Origin of the sequence: Enterobacter cloacae complex sp. 277I4, from assembly GCF_050031465.1 — a bacterium.
Taxonomy (GTDB): Bacteria; Pseudomonadota; Gammaproteobacteria; order Enterobacterales; family Enterobacteriaceae; genus Enterobacter; species Enterobacter cloacae.
In genome coordinates this window covers 4,127,408-4,144,564 of sequence record NZ_JBLGWC010000001.1, presented here as the reverse complement: position 1 = coordinate 4,144,564, position 17,157 = coordinate 4,127,408, and the positions used below count along the sequence as shown (strand labels likewise).

The following is a 17,157-nucleotide window of genomic DNA, read 5'->3' as shown; positions in this document are numbered from 1 at the left end:
CGGGCGATACAACATCACTCTTCCAGTGAATACGGCAGCGGCTCAATACTCAAGGTATTGGCATCATCACGCACGCGGAACACGCTGTCGGCTTCCATGTCGTTGTTCATCACCGCCTGCACCAGCAGACGGCCATTATCCAGCTGAACGGCGGCTAACACGGTGCCGGTACGGCGCCAGTTTTCACCCATCTTCAGTTCTAAATCTTCACCCGCTTCCGGTACACGGCTGGCGTGACCCGCCAGTGTCCACAGCGCGCGCTTATTCGCGCCGCGGAATTTTGCCCGCGCGACCATCTCCTGGCCGGTGTAACAGCCTTTTTTAAAGCTGATGCCGCCCAGCGCCTGCAGGTTGGTCGCCTGCGGAATAAACTGCGCGCTGTTGGCCGCGTCAATCACCGGCAGACCCGCTTCAATGTTCAGTGCCAGCCACTGCTGGCTGTTATTGAACTGGGCTTCACCGCGCAGGGCCTCAGTAACGCGCTCGGCGGTCGCGGCGTCGGTCACCAGCAGGAAACGCTCTGCAGGGTGTTCAAACCACAGGATGGAGGTTTCACCTTCGCTAACCAGCTGTTTTTCTGCATCCGGCAGTTCGTTGAACAGGTTTTTCAGCGCGGCACGCGCCTGGAAACCGGCCACGCCCAGCAGCACGTGCTCGTCATCTGGCGCAATGGTGACTTTGGAAAAGACCGCGTATTTCTTTAGCTCTTTAAGCTGGTCATCACGCAGGCTGCGGCGCTCAATAAAGGCAAAGCCATCCTGACGGCGGAACAGACGCAGGTTGCTCCACATTTTGCCTTTTGGATCGCAATGCGCAGCCAGCAGATGCTGATGTTCGGTCATCTGGCTCACGTCTGCCGTGACCTGGCCCTGAAGGTATTTTTCGGCGTCGGCACCAACGAGTGTGGCCAGTGCCCAGTCATCAAGAGAAATAAGCGTCAGCGGCAGACGCGCAGAGGCGGCGGGCTGGCGAGGAGAAAATGGTGTAAATGCCATAACGGTATCCTGAATTGCTTAACGCTTTGATAATGCCTAATGGTAAAAGAGACTACAGCCATTGCAAGCGCTTTCAGCAGGCCATTCGTGCCATAACGCAGCAATGCGTAGCGCCACGCAAAATAGTGTAATCCGCTGTCTTTATAGGGGTTATTCTGGAAGCCCGCTTCAGCTTCGCAATATTCCAGTAAAGAAACGGTCAAAAACACGTTACACTAGCGAGTGTCCCCGCAAAGAAATAAAGAAGACTGAACGGGGTACCGACTGTGCCAAACGTAATGCAGGAAACAGAACATGGATATTAACAACAAGGCCCGTATTCACTGGGCATGCCGACGCGGCATGCGTGAACTTGATATCTCCATCATGCCTTTCTTCGAATATGAGTATGACAGCTTAAGCGATGAGGATAAGCGTCTGTTTGTTCGCCTGCTTGAGTCTGACGATCCCGATTTATTCAACTGGCTGATGAACCACGGCAAGCCCGCCGACACCGAGTTGCAACGGATGGTGCAATTAATTCAAACACGGAATCGGGAACGTGGTCCTGTGGCAATCTGATCTTCGCGTCTCGTGGCGCTCGCAGTGGATGTCGTTATTGCTCCACGGCCTGGTCGCGGCATTTGTTTTACTGATGCCGTGGCCGCTTAGCTATACGCCGCTGTGGCTGTTGTTGCTTTCGTTCGTCGTTTTTGACAGCGTGCGCAGCCAGCGCCGGATCAATGCCCGCCAGGGTGAGATCAAATTACTGATGGACTCCCGCCTGCGCTGGCAGGGTAAAGAGTGGGATATCCTCGGTATGCCCTGGATGCTCAGTTCCGGCATGATGCTACGGTTACGCCAGGTGGGCGGCGGTAAGTGCCAGCATCTGTGGCTGGCCGCCGACAGTATGGATATTGCGGAGTGGCGGGAACTGCGCCGGATGCTACTGCAGCAGCAACCGACGCAGGAATAATACGCGTTAACTGAACTTCTCGGCCATTTCGCCCAGAATCTGTTCGCACCAGGTTTGCAGACGCTCGTCGCTCAGATCGTACTGGTTGGTTTCATCCAGCGCGAGCCCGACAAACAGCTGGCCGTCTGCGATAATCGGTTTTTTACTGGTAAATTCGTAACCTTCCGTTGGCCAGTAGCCGATAAACGTGACGCCCTTCGGTGCCAGCTTATCGTGCAGCATGCCGAGTGCATCCAGGAACCATTCCCCGTAACCGAACTGGTCGCCCATACCGTACATGGCAATGATTTTGCCGTCGAGGTTGAGCGTATCGAGCTGATCCCAGATGGCTTCCCAGTCTTCCTGTATCTCACCGAAATCCCAGGTCGGGATGCCGAGGATCAATACGTCGTACTGCTCCATCAGCGTGAGCGCATCGTCCTTCAGGTTATGCAACGTCACCAGTTCCGGGCCAATGATGTCGCGAATTTTCTCTGCCGCCATTTCGGTGTAGCAGGTGCTGGAACCATAAAACAGACCAATATTCATCGCGTATCTATCTCAATTCTTGCTATGACTTTGCGCGTAGTGTACCAGAAACCGCTCGCAATCAGGCATAATGCCCGGATTGCAGAATCAAAGGGGCTGATGTGGAAAAGGATCTCGCACTCATCGAACAGTTTCTCGATGCGCTGTGGCTGGAGAAAAACCTGGCCCAAAATACGCTGAGCGCCTATCGGCGGGACCTCACCATGCTGGTGGAGTGGCTGGCACACCGGGGACTGTCGCTGGAGAGCGCACAAAGCGACGACCTGCAGGCGCTGCTGGGCGAGCGTATGGAGGGGGGCTACAAAGCCACCAGTTCCGCGCGTCTGCTCAGTGCAATGCGTCGACTGTTCCAGCATCTCTACCGTGAGAAAATTCGCACGGACGATCCCAGCGCCCTCCTGGCATCGCCTAAACTCCCGCAGCGGCTACCGAAAGATCTCAGCGAAGCACAAGTTGAGAGATTATTACAATCACCGGCTGTTGACCTGCCGCTGGAGTTACGCGATAAAGCCATGCTTGAGCTATTGTATGCTACCGGCTTGCGCGTTTCGGAACTGGTTGGCCTGACGATGAGCGACATCAGCTTGCGCCAGGGCGTGGTTCGTGTGATCGGTAAAGGGAACAAGGAACGGCTGGTCCCGCTGGGAGAAGAGGCGGTGTACTGGCTGGAAACGTATCTGGAACACGGTCGTCCGTGGTTGCTGAACGGCGTTTCTATCGATGTCTTGTTCCCCAGCCAGCGTGCGCAGCAGATGACGCGGCAAACGTTCTGGCATCGCATCAAGCATTACGCCACACTGGCGGGCATTGACAGCGAAAAGCTGTCGCCGCACGTGTTGCGGCATGCCTTTGCGACACATCTGCTGAACCACGGCGCCGATCTGCGCGTGGTGCAGATGCTGCTGGGACACAGCGATCTTTCCACGACGCAAATTTACACCCATGTCGCGACGGAACGCCTGCGGCAGCTACACCAACAGCACCACCCTCGCGCGTGAGTGCCGACGAATTGTTACAGGATCTTATATGAAAAAGTCTTTTGCGCTGTTCACCCTGCTGGCAGCCTCTTTTACCGGTTTTGCCCACGCGGATGACGCCGCTATCAAACAGTCGCTGACGAAACTCGGCGTGACCAGCAGCGATATTCAGCCTGCGCCGGTGGCGGGGATGAAAACCGTTTTAACCAACAGCGGCGTGCTGTACGTGACCGAAGATGGCAAACACATTATTCAGGGGCCGATGTACGACGTAAGCGGCGCGCAGCCGGTGAACGTGACCAACCAGCTGCTGATGAAAAACCTGAATGCGCTCGAAAAAGAGATGATCGTTTATAAGGCGGCGCAGGAAAAACACGTTATAACCGTCTTTACCGACATTACCTGTGGCTACTGCCACAAGCTGCATGAAGAGATGAAAGATTACAACGCGCTGGGCATTACCGTGCGTTATCTGGCTTTCCCTCGCGCGGGTGTGCAGAGCCAGCCTGAGCAGGATATGAAGGCCATCTGGTGTGCAAAAGATCGTAACAAAGCGTTTGATGACGCGATGAACGGTAAGGGTGTGCAGCCGGCTTCCTGTGATATTGATATTGCCAACCACTACGCACTGGGCGTGCAGTTTGGCGTGACCGGTACGCCAGCCATTGTCTTAAGCAACGGCTACGTTGTCCCGGGCTATCAGGGGCCAAAAGAGATGAAAGAGTTCCTCGACGCACACCAGAAACAGTTTGGTGGTAAATAATCCGCGTGAAAGCCCCAATAAAATTGCGCCGCCGCGACGCGGTTGAACAGGTTGATTTGCCAGCCGATCTTCCCCCGCTGTTAAAGCGGCTCTACGCCAGCCGCGGCGTGCGGAATGCAGGCGATCTTGAGCGCAGCGTCAAAGGGATGCTGCCCTGGCAGCAGCTGAACGGCATCGAAAAAGCCACTGAAATGCTCTACAACGCGCTTCGAGAAGGCACGCGCATTGTGGTGGTGGGGGATTTCGATGCCGACGGCGCCACCAGCACCGCGCTGAGCGTGCTCAGTCTGCGCGCGCTGGGCTGCGAAAACGTTACCTATCTGGTGCCTAACCGCTTTGAAGATGGTTATGGCCTTAGCCCGGAAGTGGTCGATCAGGCACATGCCCGTGGCGCGCAGATAATCCTGACCGTAGATAACGGGATCTCCTCCCATGCGGGGGTCGATCACGCGCATCAGTTGGGGATCCCGGTGCTGGTTACCGATCACCACCTGCCGGGTGAAACGCTGCCGGCCGCTGAGGCCATTATTAACCCGAACCTGCGCGACTGCGATTTCCCATCGAAATCACTGGCGGGCGTGGGCGTGGCGTTTTATCTGATGCTGGCGCTGCGCACCCTGCTGCGGGATAAAGGCTGGTTCGAGTCCCGCGGGATCGCCGTGCCCAATCTTGCCGAGTATCTCGATCTTGTTGCGCTCGGCACCGTGGCGGACGTGGTACCGCTCGATACCAATAACCGTATCCTCACCTGGCAAGGGTTAAGCCGCATTCGTGCGGGCAAGTGTCGTCCGGGTATTAAGGCGCTGCTGGAGATTGCGAACCGCGATCCGCTCAAGCTCGCCGCCAGCGATTTGGGCTTTGCCCTCGGCCCGCGCCTGAACGCGGCCGGCAGGCTGGACGATATGTCCGTCGGCGTCGCGCTGCTGCTGTGCGACAACATTGGTGAAGCGCGCGTGCTGGCTAATGAGCTGGATGCGCTGAACCAGACCCGCAAAGAGATCGAACAGGGAATGCAGGCTGAAGCACTAACCCTGTGTGAAAAGCTTGAACGCAGCGGTGAAACATTGCCGGGCGGGCTGGCGATGTACCACCCTGAATGGCATCAGGGGGTGGTGGGCATTCTGGCGTCGCGTATTAAAGAGCGTTTCCACCGTCCGGTGATTGCATTTGCGCCCGCAGGCGATGGCACGCTGAAGGGCTCCGGTCGTTCGATTCAGGGGCTGCACATGCGCGATGCGCTGGAGCGTCTGGATACGCTCTACCCGGGCCTGATGCTCAAATTCGGTGGTCACGCGATGGCGGCAGGCTTGTCGCTGGAAGAGGCGAAATTCGACGAGTTTCAGCGTCTGTTTGGCGAACTGGTGACTGACTGGATCGACCCCGCTCTGCTGCAGGGTGAAGTGATTTCCGACGGTGAGCTCGCACCGATGGAGATGACCATGGAAGTGGCGCAAATGCTACGCGATGCAGGCCCGTGGGGGCAGATGTTCCCGGAGCCACTGTTCGATGGCCGCTTCCGTCTGCTGCAACAGCGCATCGTGGGCGAACGTCACTTGAAAGTGATGGTGGAACCGGTGGGCGGCGGCCCGCTGTTGGATGGTATTGCCTTTAACGTCGATACCGCTGTCTGGCCGGACAATGGCGTACGCGAGGTCGAACTGGCCTACAAACTGGATATCAACGAGTTTCGCGGTAACCGCTCCCTTCAAATCATCATCGACAATATCTGGCCAATTTAGCGGCAGTAATCTCTATAAAAAAGGGCGTGGATTCGGTACAATCCCGCTCTTATCACCGCATTTTGACAAGTCCATAAAAGAAAACAGACCATGTTTGAAATTAATCCGGTAAAAAACCGTATTCAGGACCTCACGGAGCGCTCTGACGTTCTTAGGGGGTATCTTTGACTACGATGCCAAGAAAGAGCGTCTTGAAGAAGTAAACGCCGAGCTGGAACAGCCGGACGTCTGGAACGAGCCTGAACGCGCGCAGGCGCTGGGTAAAGAGCGTTCCTCTCTCGAAGCTATCGTAAATACGCTGGATCAAATGGCTCAGGGGCTGGAAGACGTTTCCGGTTTGCTGGAGCTGGCTGTAGAAGCCGACGACGAAGAAACCTTTAACGAAGCCGTGGCAGAGCTCGACGTGCTGGAAGAGAAGCTGGCGCAGCTTGAGTTCCGTCGTATGTTCTCCGGCGAATACGATAGCGCTGACTGCTATCTCGATATCCAGGCAGGTTCTGGCGGTACTGAAGCGCAGGACTGGGCTAGCATGCTGATGCGCATGTATCTGCGCTGGGCTGAAGCGCGTGGCTTCAAAACCGAGATTATCGAAGAGTCTGAAGGCGAAGTGGCTGGCATTAAGTCCGTCACCATCAAGATCATTGGTGACTACGCCTACGGCTGGCTGCGTACCGAAACCGGCGTTCACCGCCTGGTACGAAAGAGCCCGTTCGACTCCGGTGGTCGTCGTCATACCTCATTCAGCTCCGCGTTTGTTTACCCCGAAGTTGACGAAGATATCGATATCGAAATCAACCCGGCAGATCTGCGTATCGACGTTTACCGCGCATCTGGCGCGGGTGGACAGCACGTTAACCGTACGGAATCAGCGGTACGTATTACCCACATTCCAACCGGGCTGGTAACACAGTGCCAGAACGACCGTTCCCAGCATAAGAACAAAGACCAGGCCATGAAGCAGATGAAAGCGAAGCTTTATGAGCTGGAGATGCAGAAGAAAAATGCTGAGAAACAGGCGATGGAAGACAACAAGTCTGATATCGGCTGGGGCAGCCAGATCCGTTCTTACGTCCTTGATGACTCCCGCATCAAAGACCTGCGTACCGGGGTTGAAACCCGTAACACGCAGGCGGTGCTGGACGGCAGCCTGGACCAATTTATCGAAGCAAGTTTGAAAGCAGGGTTATGAGGAACCAACATGTCTGAACAACAAGCACAGGGCGCTGACGCGGTAGTCGATATTAACAACGAACTGAAAACCCGCCGCGAGAAGCTGGCAGCGCTGCGCGAGCAGGGCGTGCCGTTCCCGAACGATTTTCGTCGTGACCACACCTCAGACCAACTGCACGCTGACTTCGACGCTAAAGAAAACGAAGAGCTGGAAGCGTTGAACATCGAAGTGGCCGTTGCGGGCCGTATGATGACCCGTCGTATCATGGGTAAAGCCTCTTTCGTTACCCTGCAGGACGTAGGCGGCCGCATTCAGCTGTACGTTTCCCGTGACGATCTGCCAGAAGGCATCTACAACGAGCAGTTCAAGAAGTGGGACCTGGGCGATATCCTGGGCGCGAAAGGTAAACTGTTCAAAACCAAGACCGGTGAACTGTCTATCCACTGCACCGAACTGCGTCTGTTGACCAAAGCCCTGCGCCCGCTGCCGGACAAATTCCACGGACTGCAGGATCAGGAAGCGCGCTACCGCCAGCGTTATCTGGACCTCATCTCTAACGATGAGTCCCGCAAGACTTTCAAAATTCGCTCCCAGATCATGGCCGGTATCCGCCAGTTCATGGTTAACCGCGACTTTATGGAAGTGGAAACCCCAATGATGCAGGTGATCCCGGGCGGTGCTTCCGCACGTCCGTTCATCACCCATCACAATGCCCTGGACCTGGACATGTACCTGCGTATCGCGCCGGAACTGTACCTGAAGCGTCTGGTGGTGGGTGGGTTCGATCGCGTGTTCGAAATCAACCGTAACTTCCGTAACGAAGGCATCTCCGTGCGTCATAACCCAGAGTTCACCATGATGGAACTCTATATGGCGTATGCAGATTACAAAGATCTGATCGAGCTGACCGAATCCCTGTTCCGCACCCTGGCGCAGGATATTCTGGGCACAACGCAGGTACCTTACGGTGAAGAAGTGTTCGACTTCGGCAAGCCGTTCGAAAAACTGACCATGCGCGAAGCCATCAAGAAATACCGTCCTGAAACCAACATGGCGGATCTGGATAACTTCGATTCTGCAAAAGCGATCGCTGAAAGCATCGGTATTAAAGTGGAGAAGAGCTGGGGTCTGGGCCGTATCGTGACCGAGATCTTTGAAGAAGTGGCAGAAGCGCACCTGATTCAGCCGACCTTCATCACTGAATACCCGGCTGAAGTGTCCCCGCTGGCGCGTCGTAATGACGAGAACCCGGAGATCACTGACCGCTTTGAATTCTTCATCGGTGGCCGTGAAATCGGCAACGGCTTTAGCGAGCTGAACGATGCAGAAGATCAGGCGCAGCGCTTCCAGGATCAGGTTGACGCAAAAGCGGCAGGCGACGACGAAGCGATGTTCTTCGACGAAGACTACGTGACGGCGCTGGAGCACGGCCTGCCACCAACGGCGGGTCTGGGTATTGGTATTGACCGTATGGTAATGCTGTTCACCAACAGCCACACCATCCGCGACGTGATCCTGTTCCCGGCGATGCGTCCGGTTAAATAACGTCTGCAGATCGTAAAAAGCCCCGTGCGATAGTCGCCGGGGCTTTCTTATTTGGCGGCGAAGGCCCGCAGTTTTTCGCGTGCCGCCGTCGCTTCCATCACCATCCAGGGGCTAAAGGCCCACGGTGTGGCATCCAGAGCCTGGAACAACGCGTCCAGATCAACCCATTCGTATGCCATCACTTCATCACTGTTGATCGTCAGCTCATTCGTTATCCTGGCGGCAAAGACCGGGCAAATCTCATTTTCGACGATCCCGGAAGGATCGGTTTCACAGTAGCGAAACTCAGCGGCGACAGGGGTGATCCCGGTAATTTCGGCTCCTACTTCATAGCGGCAGCGGCGCACAATAGCCTGATCAATCGCTTCACCAGATTGCGGATGGCCGCAGACTGAGTTCGTCCAGACGCCCGGCCAGGCTTTTTTGCTTAATGCGCGACGGGTGATAAGACACTCCCCTTTGGCATTGAAGAGCCAGGAAGAGAACGCCAGATGGAGTGGGGTATGGGAGGTATGTGCAGCGTATTTTTCCTGAGTGCCAATCACCATTCCCTGGTCATTTACCAAAATAACGTGTTCTTGAATACTCATTGATGCTCCAGTGCTAACCATGCGGATGGTTCAGCACCACCAGCGATGTCATTATACTGCATTCCGGTACGAACGGTTTGTTCCACAGAGCGGAAAAGGGCTGACCCATATCTGTTTGGGCTGGTATTATAGGGCGCCATTCACGCTGACCGAGGATCTGTTTTGTTTGCAGGAAGCCTGACGAGAAACCCCATCACTGCCGTGTTCTGCCTGATGCTGACGCTATTACTGGCAGGCTGTTCAGGGAGTAAATCTTCGGATATGGGCAGCTATTCCGGTGCGGTCTATACCGTGAAGCGCGGGGATACGCTGTACCGGATTTCGCGCGCGACGGGGACCAGCGTAAAGGAGCTGGCGCGTCTGAATAATATCTCTCCGCCATATACCATCGAAGTGGGGCAGAAGCTGAAGGTTAATGGTGGTTCATCCTCGGGCAAAAAATCGTCGTCGAAAGGCAAAACCGCCAAAGTGACGCCATCCTATGCGGTGCCGCAATCCTCCTGGCCGCCTGTCGGACAGCGCTGCTGGATTTGGCCGGCCAGCGGCAAAGTTGTGTTGCCGTATTCCTTATCTGAAGGCGGCAATAAGGGAATCGATATTGCAGCCGCGCGCGGTACGCCGGTTTATGCCTCCGGGGCAGGGAAGGTCGTGTACGTGGGCAACCAGCTGCGCGGTTACGGTAATCTGATCATGATTAAGCATGGTGAAGACTACATCACGGCTTATGCGCATAACGACACAATGCTGGTTAATAACGGCCAGAACGTGAAGGCGGGGCAGAAGATCGCCACCATGGGTAGCACGGGGACGGATACGGTGAAGCTGCACTTCCAGATCCGTTATAAGGCCACCGCCATCGACCCGCAGCGTTATCTGCCGGCACAGGGCAGCAAGCCGAAGTGCTAAGTGATTATTTTATCGCCGTTTAGTTGCGAAGAGGCTTGTATGAAGAGGCGTAAGGTCTATAATGCTTTACGCACCTCAAAGCGGGCGTAGTTCAATGGTAGAACGAGAGCTTCCCAAGCTCTATACGAGGGTTCGATTCCCTTCGCCCGCTCCAGATCTCTCCCCTTGTGGCAAAACTTCGATAAAACTCGTTTTGCTTTCAACAACTTACTTAACATAAGTTGTCGTGTTCGTTCTACCATTGAACGACGATTTACCAACACAAGGTACACTGTTAGTTGTCACGGATAGTTACTATGGAAGTAAGAGTATAACTATTCGGCGGCGGCAGTTGTAGCCCTCACACCGCGATAGCACAACGTGAAGGAAAAGCCTGATCCGGGCATTGTCTCTTGCACCAGACCGATCACACGCATTTTAAGCCCGATGTGCGGCCTTGTGGCTGCGTAAACAGGTGTATAGTGGTAAACGTACCTGCACACGATATGCAGGCTCTGCCAGCGCTTCGCTCACGCTCCTGACGGTACACGAGCACCCTGATAAGGTGTGATCCCTCTGACAATCTGATGAAGTCGCTACGCTCCGCTTGTTGCTTGTACCACTAACGGGGCTTTATGGCTTCTATTGTCCAAAATCTGTTAGTTGCGCGTTGTATGCACCTTGGTTAATCTAAGATTAATCCGATAGGGGTGGTGTAGATGCGTGATGGGCGAAGCTCTGGTAGAGATTTGTATGTTAGATTTCAAGGAAGGGTAACTGCTGATGAAGAATAGTATTCTTGCTGATGCTTTGTTGAATGCTGCGAAAAATAGCGAGCCTGAAAGCGCTATCACCAAACTTGTTGCATCAAGTGCTGGAGAACAGCAAAAACAAACCAAAAGAAAACTTCATGCTCAAGAAATGTCTCTACCTGAATTGATCAGGGTAAAAAATGAATACTCTGAAAAAATAAACGATCCGGTAACATCTAACGAGAAGAAGAAAGAAATTTCGGAAATCATTAAATCATTAAATTATGAGATCAGGAATAGAACTAAGGATACGCCTGGACAAAGTCTAAAGGAACCTCGCTCAATATTTAAGCAGGAGAGGAGAGTTGCACGCGAAAATTATAGAAAATCTATTCAGGTTAGATCTTTCAAGAAAACTATCCCGCCGAATCAGTTTACCATTAGCCATGAAAATCGTAGTTTCCTGCCATTGAATGAGAAGACTTTGGAGCGTGAAAGATTGCGTAAAGAGTTAATAGCCAAAGAAGCTCAGGCTGAGCTGGAGAGAATGGCTTTAATTTCTCGCGTTACGCATACTAAAATTATTCAAGAAGAAAGAACTGATACGAAGAAGACATCACCTGCAAAGGTGATCACAAAATTAGATACCAATTCAACAACCAAAATTGAAGTGCCTGAATTTTATTTTAATAGCGAACTGTATAGCCAGTTGATAAGGACTATTCCTGTCACGCAAGCGTACAAGATCGCAAAAAGTCGTGAACTATCTTCAAAATATTATGACAGTAAAGTTGAGCCAGGTAAGTTTTCATATTTTAATTCGCTCGCTTACTTAATTTCGTTAAGAAGTAAGAATGAAACAGATGCGCGTGAAATTGCCAAGAAACAAGGGCAATCTGAAAGGGTTTTGTATGACCTTATCACAGTAGGTTATAAGATTTCTCTAAGTAAAAAAGATTCTGGCGCAGTAAGAAAGGAACAAGAGAAAATTAGTTCCTATCCTGAATCAGTGGATCTTAAATTAATTTCGAGTAATGTTCAGCGTACACTGCAGTTAAGAAGAATTAGTGACCAACAAAGTTTCCGAAGGAGAGTTGAGACCAACTTCAAAGGTAGGTGTGCAGTAACTGGACAATCAATTCAATCTTTGCTTCAAGCCTGTCATTTAGAGGATTATTGTTCTTCGCACAATATGGATACCAGTAACGGCATCCTACTTACCTCGGATTGTCATCGAATGTTCGATAACGGCCAACTTGGTATAAATCCAGATACCCTAACCATACATTTTAATGTTGAATGTATATATGCCCATATGTTTGAGGGTAAAATAATAGGGGCACATACTGTGAAGTTAGACGAGAATAAACTGCGCAGTAAATGGAAATTATTTTTGAAGATCAGATCCAGTTGATATGTTACTTTCAACCTTTGGTCAATTTTAGAATAAGTACATTCCGTCACCACTCTAAAGAAAACTCCTCTGTTAAATCGTCCTGCACGTCCTGACCATACCCGATGTAATACATCGTTGAGCGCGGATCTGTCTGTCCCAGGAAATGGGCGATTGTTTCAATAGCCACTCCAGCATCGAACATCACGCGCCCACGGCTTTTACGTGGTGTATGGCATCCCACGTTAGAGAATCCTGCTCTACGTCCCATCTTCCCAAATTCAGTGAATACCGTGTTACGGGTTACGGCGTTGCCTTTGCTACGTATATCGCCCTTGCTAAAAATGAAATCCGTCTTCACTGGCATATCGGCTTGCTCTGCCTTGCGTTGTGCCATCACTGACAGCATCGCGGCTGTCACCTTTGGCCTCACCACGTTTCCGGTTTTCTCCTGCTTCACCTTGAGGTGAGATTGCCCCTCTACATCTTCGTACCGGAGTTTGAGCACGTCAGAGATACGTAAGCCCGATTCATACATAAACACCCACAAGCAATAGAACAGGTTGCTTCTGGCGTTGCGTTGTAGCTCTGCCGCCACTGCTTTAACTTCGTCTGCACTCTTTAGCGCCTGGCTAATGCCTTTCATCTTTACCCTCCTTATGTTCGTTTCGTTGAAAGCATCATTGATCATAAATTGATCATTTTCAACATGTTGCACGATACGTTTTTTCAGAAGAGCACTAAATGATCAAAATGTGTGCGCGGTTGCTTGACCGATCGAACACCGCCCGAGGCACTTCCCCAATTCCAGGCGTAGAAGTCCCGAAATATCCGTAACTGATTGAAAAATAAATGAAAATGCATTTATCCGCATGGTTCATGAAACGGTGATTCTGTCAAGAGATTTATTTTCGATGACGGGGAGTTACCCCTGTTTGCACGGTGAAGTGATGGAAAAGTGTTCTGATTAAATAAAATCAATGAGTTGCAGAATACACTTTTCTAATGTGTATCGAAGCGGGGCGAAATTGCACGATAGATGATAATAATTCTCACCTGAATTAATTGCATCATGAAATGATTGGAATGCTAACTAATTGGCGGGTTTAGGCATGGAAAATCAGCGGAGTGATCTTTCGAGAATACTCGTTCAACGAATCCGGCACGGGTGCAAAGTAGTTTTCATGACAAACAGCGCTGTATCCCGCACTACACAACGGTTTAGCTAAAATGATCATTCTGACAATGAAAGTGAACAATCCACTTTGGCTTACATCTACACCGATTCTTTACCTGTCATTTAAGATAGGTTTTGATGTTATTAATGTCGTGGTTTGATAGGTATTGCCTAATATTGCCTCTGGCTATTCTTAGGATTGTTGCATGTGCGATTCGTAGTGAGCAGGGCGACGATATACATCAAAATGATGTGTGTCGAAACTGAGGATAAGCGGCTATACATCAAAATGATGTATGGATGCATGGGATACGCATCAAATTGATGTATGGATCGGCAAACTACACATCAAATTGATGTTCTATACAAAGAGATTCTAAAAGCGATCTCTAAAAGAGAGCTTTTAGAAGATCTTGTGAAAGATTCGCTTTGCTGGCGCGTGTCGCCTGGCAAGTGACCTGATTCGCCTTTGGGACTACTCGGTCAGCCGCTCACGACGCAGCGATCAGCGCATCTGTCTGTGATTGTGCCAGGGCTTCGCCCTCGTGAAACGAGGCACAGAAGCTATGCGCCGTGTGCGCAATGTCTTTCGGCATAACTTCTGCCTGTCTTCCATGCTCCGCATTCATCCATGCAAAGTTAGCCCACGGCTAAGGATTCACTGGTCGCTGATGGCTCCAGTTCATCCAGCCTCAATCCAACACCACCACCTACTATCCTGATAACTACTGTTATCCCTCAGTAGTTTGTGCTATTGGTTTCGGGAGTAAGTGCCAGAGGGCGGCGGTAACGCAAACGGAACGCCCCAGACGCGCTGAGAGCGTTTTCGAGAGGATAGGGAGGGCATTGCTCCTCTCAGGCTTTCAAACCTGTTAGGAAGCGATAGAACGCGTTTTATGATGATATGAATGAGTTGATCACAACGTGTAAGTGCGCTATGATCTGAGATGGATAGAAATAAGTCTTGACATTTAAATCATTTCATGTTAAAGTAAATGATGTAGGGTGATGAAAGCATTCATCCCGTCATCATCTCAGGCATCCAGCCTAACGCAAACAATCCAACTTACACCGCACTATCAGGCAACGTGATTAACGTTCTCCCTGGATGGTGTTTCTGTGTTTCTAACGCAAGGAGAACCAAAATTAAGTATTTTAATCCAGAACTTGTCTTCGAGGCTTTAAAGGCCGGAAGCCAGACGCGAAATGCAATAAACAGCCAGCGAGCAGCCGCACAACGGCAAGGATATTTCGAACACGCTGAAAGATTGCGTAAAGGAATCGAACTTTACGATCAATGGAAAGCTGAACAGGCTGAAACCACCGCCAACGAATAAACCAGAAGGAGAAAACAAATGAGCGAAATCCAGAAGAAGAAACCAGCCGGAACATTCGTAAAACTGCCGGATGAAGTGTTTAGCACTTTGTTAAAAGAGGCGCGAGCGAGAGGCGTAACAGTGCAGGAGATGTTAATTGACGCTGCAACCACACTTTCCACATCGATTAAGAACGGAGAACGTTCTACTAAATAAGGATACACCATAATATGACTGACATTATAAACAGTAAGGCTTTTAGTTTCACCAACACCGAAGACGCATTTAACGAATGCACCAGGATCACCAATCTTAAAACAGGCGTTACAGAGTACCTTTCTCCTGCTGATAAGCAGTTTTACGTCAGAATGCGCCATCGTTATTATCGCTTTACGATAGAGTTGGGCGGTACTTATTACGATGACATTGATCAGCTTGGTGCAAGTATTGGTGTTAGTTCGGCAACAGCAACACGCATTGTTGCAAAGTTGAAGAAAATTGGACTGATCGCCAGTAATAAGCCAAAGCGCTCAAACCAATGGACCATAACGCCACTCACGCCGGAAAACTTCGCCTTTGAACGTGATCGTAATGCGATGGAACGAGATTCCGCACCGGAATGGGTCGATTGTCTGAAACATCCCGTGTTTGGCAAAGTTAAAGAAGACGTAGCGCCAGAGGAGCAACGTGAAGAGGCCAAAGCAGATCCGATGTGCGAGTTTGACGAAATAACGGAAGAAACTAAACCTATTCCAAAACGGGAAAAGCCAAAGGCAGTAACGAAGAAGAAATCTACACCACCCCCAGCCAGAGAAATAGAAATCGAAGCCGTTAACCCTGTCTCAATCGGCGTGTATCGGGATGAATGGGAGAATCCTGAAAAGAATCTACCTGTTTCACAACATCCGAAAATAAGATGGATGCTCATTCATGGATACCTGGACTATACAATCAACCCCAAACTTAAATCAATCTACGAGGAAATAGAACATTTATGCTGAAAACGGTTATACCCAAACAATACAACGAACGTGATCTTAACATCATCCATCTTGCCAGTTTATTAAATCCAGAAGTTGAAAGAGGCGTTGCATTCGAACAAGCGCAAGAACTTGTAGATGTTTACGCTGAACGAGGTGAATCAAGTTACGCTAATGCTCTTGTTACGCTATTCAATGCAGCGATGAAGCCACCGAAAGAGATCGAATGTAAAATGTCATCCCCACATCTTCACGATAAGAATCTGTCTCCTTCGGAACGTCTGGTATTAATGCACCTCGAATCACTGTCATCATTAACAAATGTGAAGCAGGAATCAATAGCGATAGTGTTGGGGATCAGTGTGGCAACTGTATCCAGTGCGATTCGCAAGCTCCGCCGCAATGGTTATCTAACTACTACGTTAATCAAACCTGGTCGCGGTAAAGGTTGCGACATTACACTTACGACTAAATAACAACAATCGGGAAACTTTTATGATTACTGCTTTATGGTGGTGGGCTGTGCTGTACGGATTGTACGTCATGACAAGACAAGGAAGTTTCCCCTCTACGAGGATTTAATGACAAGAAAACAAAATAGATCTACGCTCGTTAGAATAGAAAAAGCCACACGCATCAGAAAACATATATTCACTTCATCTCTACAAGATTTCGCACGAGAATCTATTCCTGGAGAGATGGTGACAACTATTCAAGAATATCCCGCAGTAGAACCAACTGGATTAGAGTTTGAACTATTGCAGGATGTTCTATCGTCAACGGATAACGTTTATTACAAACCACGACGCAGACGCGAATATATTATAGATAGTAGCCATCTCAAGAAATGGCAAATAGCAGGATTTGAACATTACGCCGATTATATTGGGTATTGCCAGACCTGGGGACTATCCCACCATACACAAGACTTTGACATTCTCTTTGACGACAAGGAAAACAATGAATAATAAAACTATGGACACAGTGAACACCCTAATTAACTCCTTCCACGACAACTGGCATTTACCAACCTTACAGCTTGTTAATGCAGCGTGGCGTGAGAGAACGCCCTCCGCGCTTCTGGAAGCGTTGCAATACACTGAAGAGGCAATCACTGCCCTTGAACATCTGCAAACGTCTGTAGCTCGTTTGGTGCAGCGTGACGGCAGTACGATCACACCAGAAGAAGCGTGGCGTGTAGCTAATGACCTTGAGGAGCTTGCTTGCTCTCTGCAATACATCACCGTTGAACTCGGAGAGCTTTCCATCCAGATCGCGGAAGAATGCGCCATAACATAAAGGTTACAAAATGTCTTGACAATATGTGCTATATGTGTCATAATGAGTTATAGGGTAAGTATTCGAATCACTTCACCCTCGTATGTCAATAC

19 protein-coding genes and 1 tRNA gene are annotated in these 17,157 nt (G+C 50.6%); 16 read left to right on the top strand and 4 right to left on the bottom strand.

All coding sequences use genetic code 11. The annotated features are described in order from the left end of the window. Positions 1–14: 14 nt before the first annotated feature. Positions 15–995, bottom strand: a complete 981-nt coding sequence (gene ygfZ, locus ACQG19_RS20155; protein WP_246932816.1) for a tRNA-modifying protein YgfZ — start codon at positions 993–995, stop codon at positions 15–17. A gap of 294 nt (positions 996–1,289) precedes the next feature. On the opposite strand from ygfZ, the gene sdhE reads away from it, so the two are divergent. Both sdhE and ACQG19_RS20145 read left to right on the top strand, forming a co-directional pair. Next, the gene (gene sdhE, locus ACQG19_RS20150) at positions 1,290–1,556 is read left to right on the top strand and encodes an FAD assembly factor SdhE (protein WP_013098615.1); all 267 of its coding nucleotides are present in this window, start codon (positions 1,290–1,292) and stop codon (positions 1,554–1,556) included. Next, a complete protein-coding gene (locus ACQG19_RS20145) occupies positions 1,537–1,950 on the top strand; it encodes a protein YgfX (protein ID WP_023620447.1) in 414 nt (137 codons plus the stop codon). The genes sdhE and ACQG19_RS20145 overlap by 20 nt, the downstream gene beginning before the upstream one ends. A 6-nt stretch (positions 1,951–1,956) precedes the next feature. Here the strand turns inward: ACQG19_RS20145 and fldB are convergent, their stop codons facing one another. Next, on the bottom strand, positions 1,957–2,478 hold the full coding sequence (gene fldB, locus ACQG19_RS20140) for a flavodoxin FldB (protein WP_013098613.1): 522 nt from the start codon (positions 2,476–2,478) through the stop codon (positions 1,957–1,959). A 101-nt stretch (positions 2,479–2,579) separates the two neighbouring features. On the opposite strand from fldB, the gene xerD reads away from it, so the two are divergent. The 5 genes from xerD (at position 2,580) to lysS (ending at position 8,673) form a co-directional block, all read left to right on the top strand. After that, positions 2,580–3,476, top strand: a complete 897-nt coding sequence (gene xerD / locus ACQG19_RS20135) for a site-specific tyrosine recombinase XerD (protein WP_040021689.1) — start codon at positions 2,580–2,582, stop codon at positions 3,474–3,476. 28 nt (positions 3,477–3,504) lie between these two features. Continuing rightward, positions 3,505–4,218 (top strand): bifunctional protein-disulfide isomerase/oxidoreductase DsbC, encoded by a 714-nt coding sequence (gene dsbC / locus ACQG19_RS20130; protein ID WP_013098611.1) that lies wholly within the window; start codon positions 3,505–3,507, stop codon positions 4,216–4,218. A gap of 5 nt (positions 4,219–4,223) precedes the next feature. Beyond that, positions 4,224–5,957, top strand: coding sequence for a single-stranded-DNA-specific exonuclease RecJ (gene recJ / locus ACQG19_RS20125; RefSeq protein WP_246932818.1), 1,734 nt, complete (start codon positions 4,224–4,226; stop codon positions 5,955–5,957). Between the two features lie 90 nt (positions 5,958–6,047). Next, positions 6,048–7,146 (top strand): peptide chain release factor 2 gene (gene prfB / locus ACQG19_RS20120; protein WP_129327563.1). Its coding sequence is split into 2 segments (ribosomal slippage): positions 6,048–6,122 and positions 6,124–7,146, totalling 1,098 coding nucleotides; the frame shifts between segments, so codons are not numbered across the junction. 9 nt (positions 7,147–7,155) lie between these two features. Beyond that, positions 7,156–8,673, top strand: coding sequence for a lysine--tRNA ligase (lysS, locus tag ACQG19_RS20115; protein WP_246932820.1), 1,518 nt, complete (start codon positions 7,156–7,158; stop codon positions 8,671–8,673). 47 nt (positions 8,674–8,720) lie between these two features. Here lysS and idi read toward each other — a convergent pair whose 3' ends face one another. Next, positions 8,721–9,263, bottom strand: coding sequence for an isopentenyl-diphosphate Delta-isomerase (idi, locus tag ACQG19_RS20110; RefSeq protein ID WP_020687092.1), 543 nt, complete (start codon positions 9,261–9,263; stop codon positions 8,721–8,723). Between the two features lie 162 nt (positions 9,264–9,425). Between idi and actS the strand changes: the two genes are divergently transcribed. From actS to ACQG19_RS20095, 3 genes are all read left to right on the top strand, one after another. After that, positions 9,426–10,169 carry an amidase activator ActS gene (actS, locus tag ACQG19_RS20105; RefSeq protein WP_013098606.1) on the top strand — a complete coding sequence of 248 codons (744 nt, stop codon included), beginning with the start codon at positions 9,426–9,428 and terminating at the stop codon, positions 10,167–10,169. 80 nt (positions 10,170–10,249) lie between these two features. Then, a tRNA-Gly gene (locus ACQG19_RS20100) sits at positions 10,250–10,323 on the top strand. A 608-nt stretch (positions 10,324–10,931) separates the two neighbouring features. Continuing rightward, positions 10,932–12,314 carry an HNH endonuclease signature motif containing protein gene (locus tag ACQG19_RS20095; protein ID WP_023309091.1) on the top strand — a complete coding sequence of 461 codons (1,383 nt, stop codon included), beginning with the start codon at positions 10,932–10,934 and terminating at the stop codon, positions 12,312–12,314. A gap of 46 nt (positions 12,315–12,360) precedes the next feature. Here ACQG19_RS20095 and ACQG19_RS20090 read toward each other — a convergent pair whose 3' ends face one another. Then, positions 12,361–12,939: a tyrosine-type recombinase/integrase gene (locus ACQG19_RS20090; RefSeq protein ID WP_023309090.1), complete on the bottom strand. Its 579-nt coding sequence runs from the start codon at positions 12,937–12,939 to the stop codon at positions 12,361–12,363. Between the two features lie 1,619 nt (positions 12,940–14,558). On the opposite strand from ACQG19_RS20090, the gene ACQG19_RS20085 reads away from it, so the two are divergent. The 6 genes from ACQG19_RS20085 to ACQG19_RS20060 all read left to right on the top strand — a co-directional run bounded on the left by ACQG19_RS20085 (position 14,559) and on the right by ACQG19_RS20060 (position 17,065). Beyond that, a complete protein-coding gene (locus ACQG19_RS20085) occupies positions 14,559–14,807 on the top strand; it encodes a hypothetical protein (RefSeq protein ID WP_131678078.1) in 249 nt (82 codons plus the stop codon). An 18-nt stretch (positions 14,808–14,825) separates the two neighbouring features. Beyond that, the gene (locus tag ACQG19_RS20080) at positions 14,826–15,002 is read left to right on the top strand and encodes a hypothetical protein (protein WP_170227636.1); all 177 of its coding nucleotides are present in this window, start codon (positions 14,826–14,828) and stop codon (positions 15,000–15,002) included. A 14-nt stretch (positions 15,003–15,016) separates the two neighbouring features. Then, positions 15,017–15,787, top strand: a complete 771-nt coding sequence (locus ACQG19_RS20075) for an ArsR family transcriptional regulator (protein WP_155024043.1) — start codon at positions 15,017–15,019, stop codon at positions 15,785–15,787. Next, on the top strand, positions 15,781–16,242 hold the full coding sequence (locus ACQG19_RS20070; protein ID WP_032693799.1) for a helix-turn-helix domain-containing protein: 462 nt from the start codon (positions 15,781–15,783) through the stop codon (positions 16,240–16,242). Before ACQG19_RS20075 ends, ACQG19_RS20070 begins: the two co-directional genes overlap by 7 nt. Positions 16,243–16,347: 105 nt before the next feature. Continuing rightward, a complete protein-coding gene (locus ACQG19_RS20065) occupies positions 16,348–16,734 on the top strand; it encodes a hypothetical protein (RefSeq protein ID WP_246932822.1) in 387 nt (128 codons plus the stop codon). After that, positions 16,727–17,065, top strand: a complete 339-nt coding sequence (locus tag ACQG19_RS20060) for a hypothetical protein (RefSeq protein ID WP_155024042.1) — start codon at positions 16,727–16,729, stop codon at positions 17,063–17,065. Before ACQG19_RS20065 ends, ACQG19_RS20060 begins: the two co-directional genes overlap by 8 nt. The last annotated feature ends 92 nt before the right edge of the window (positions 17,066–17,157 follow it).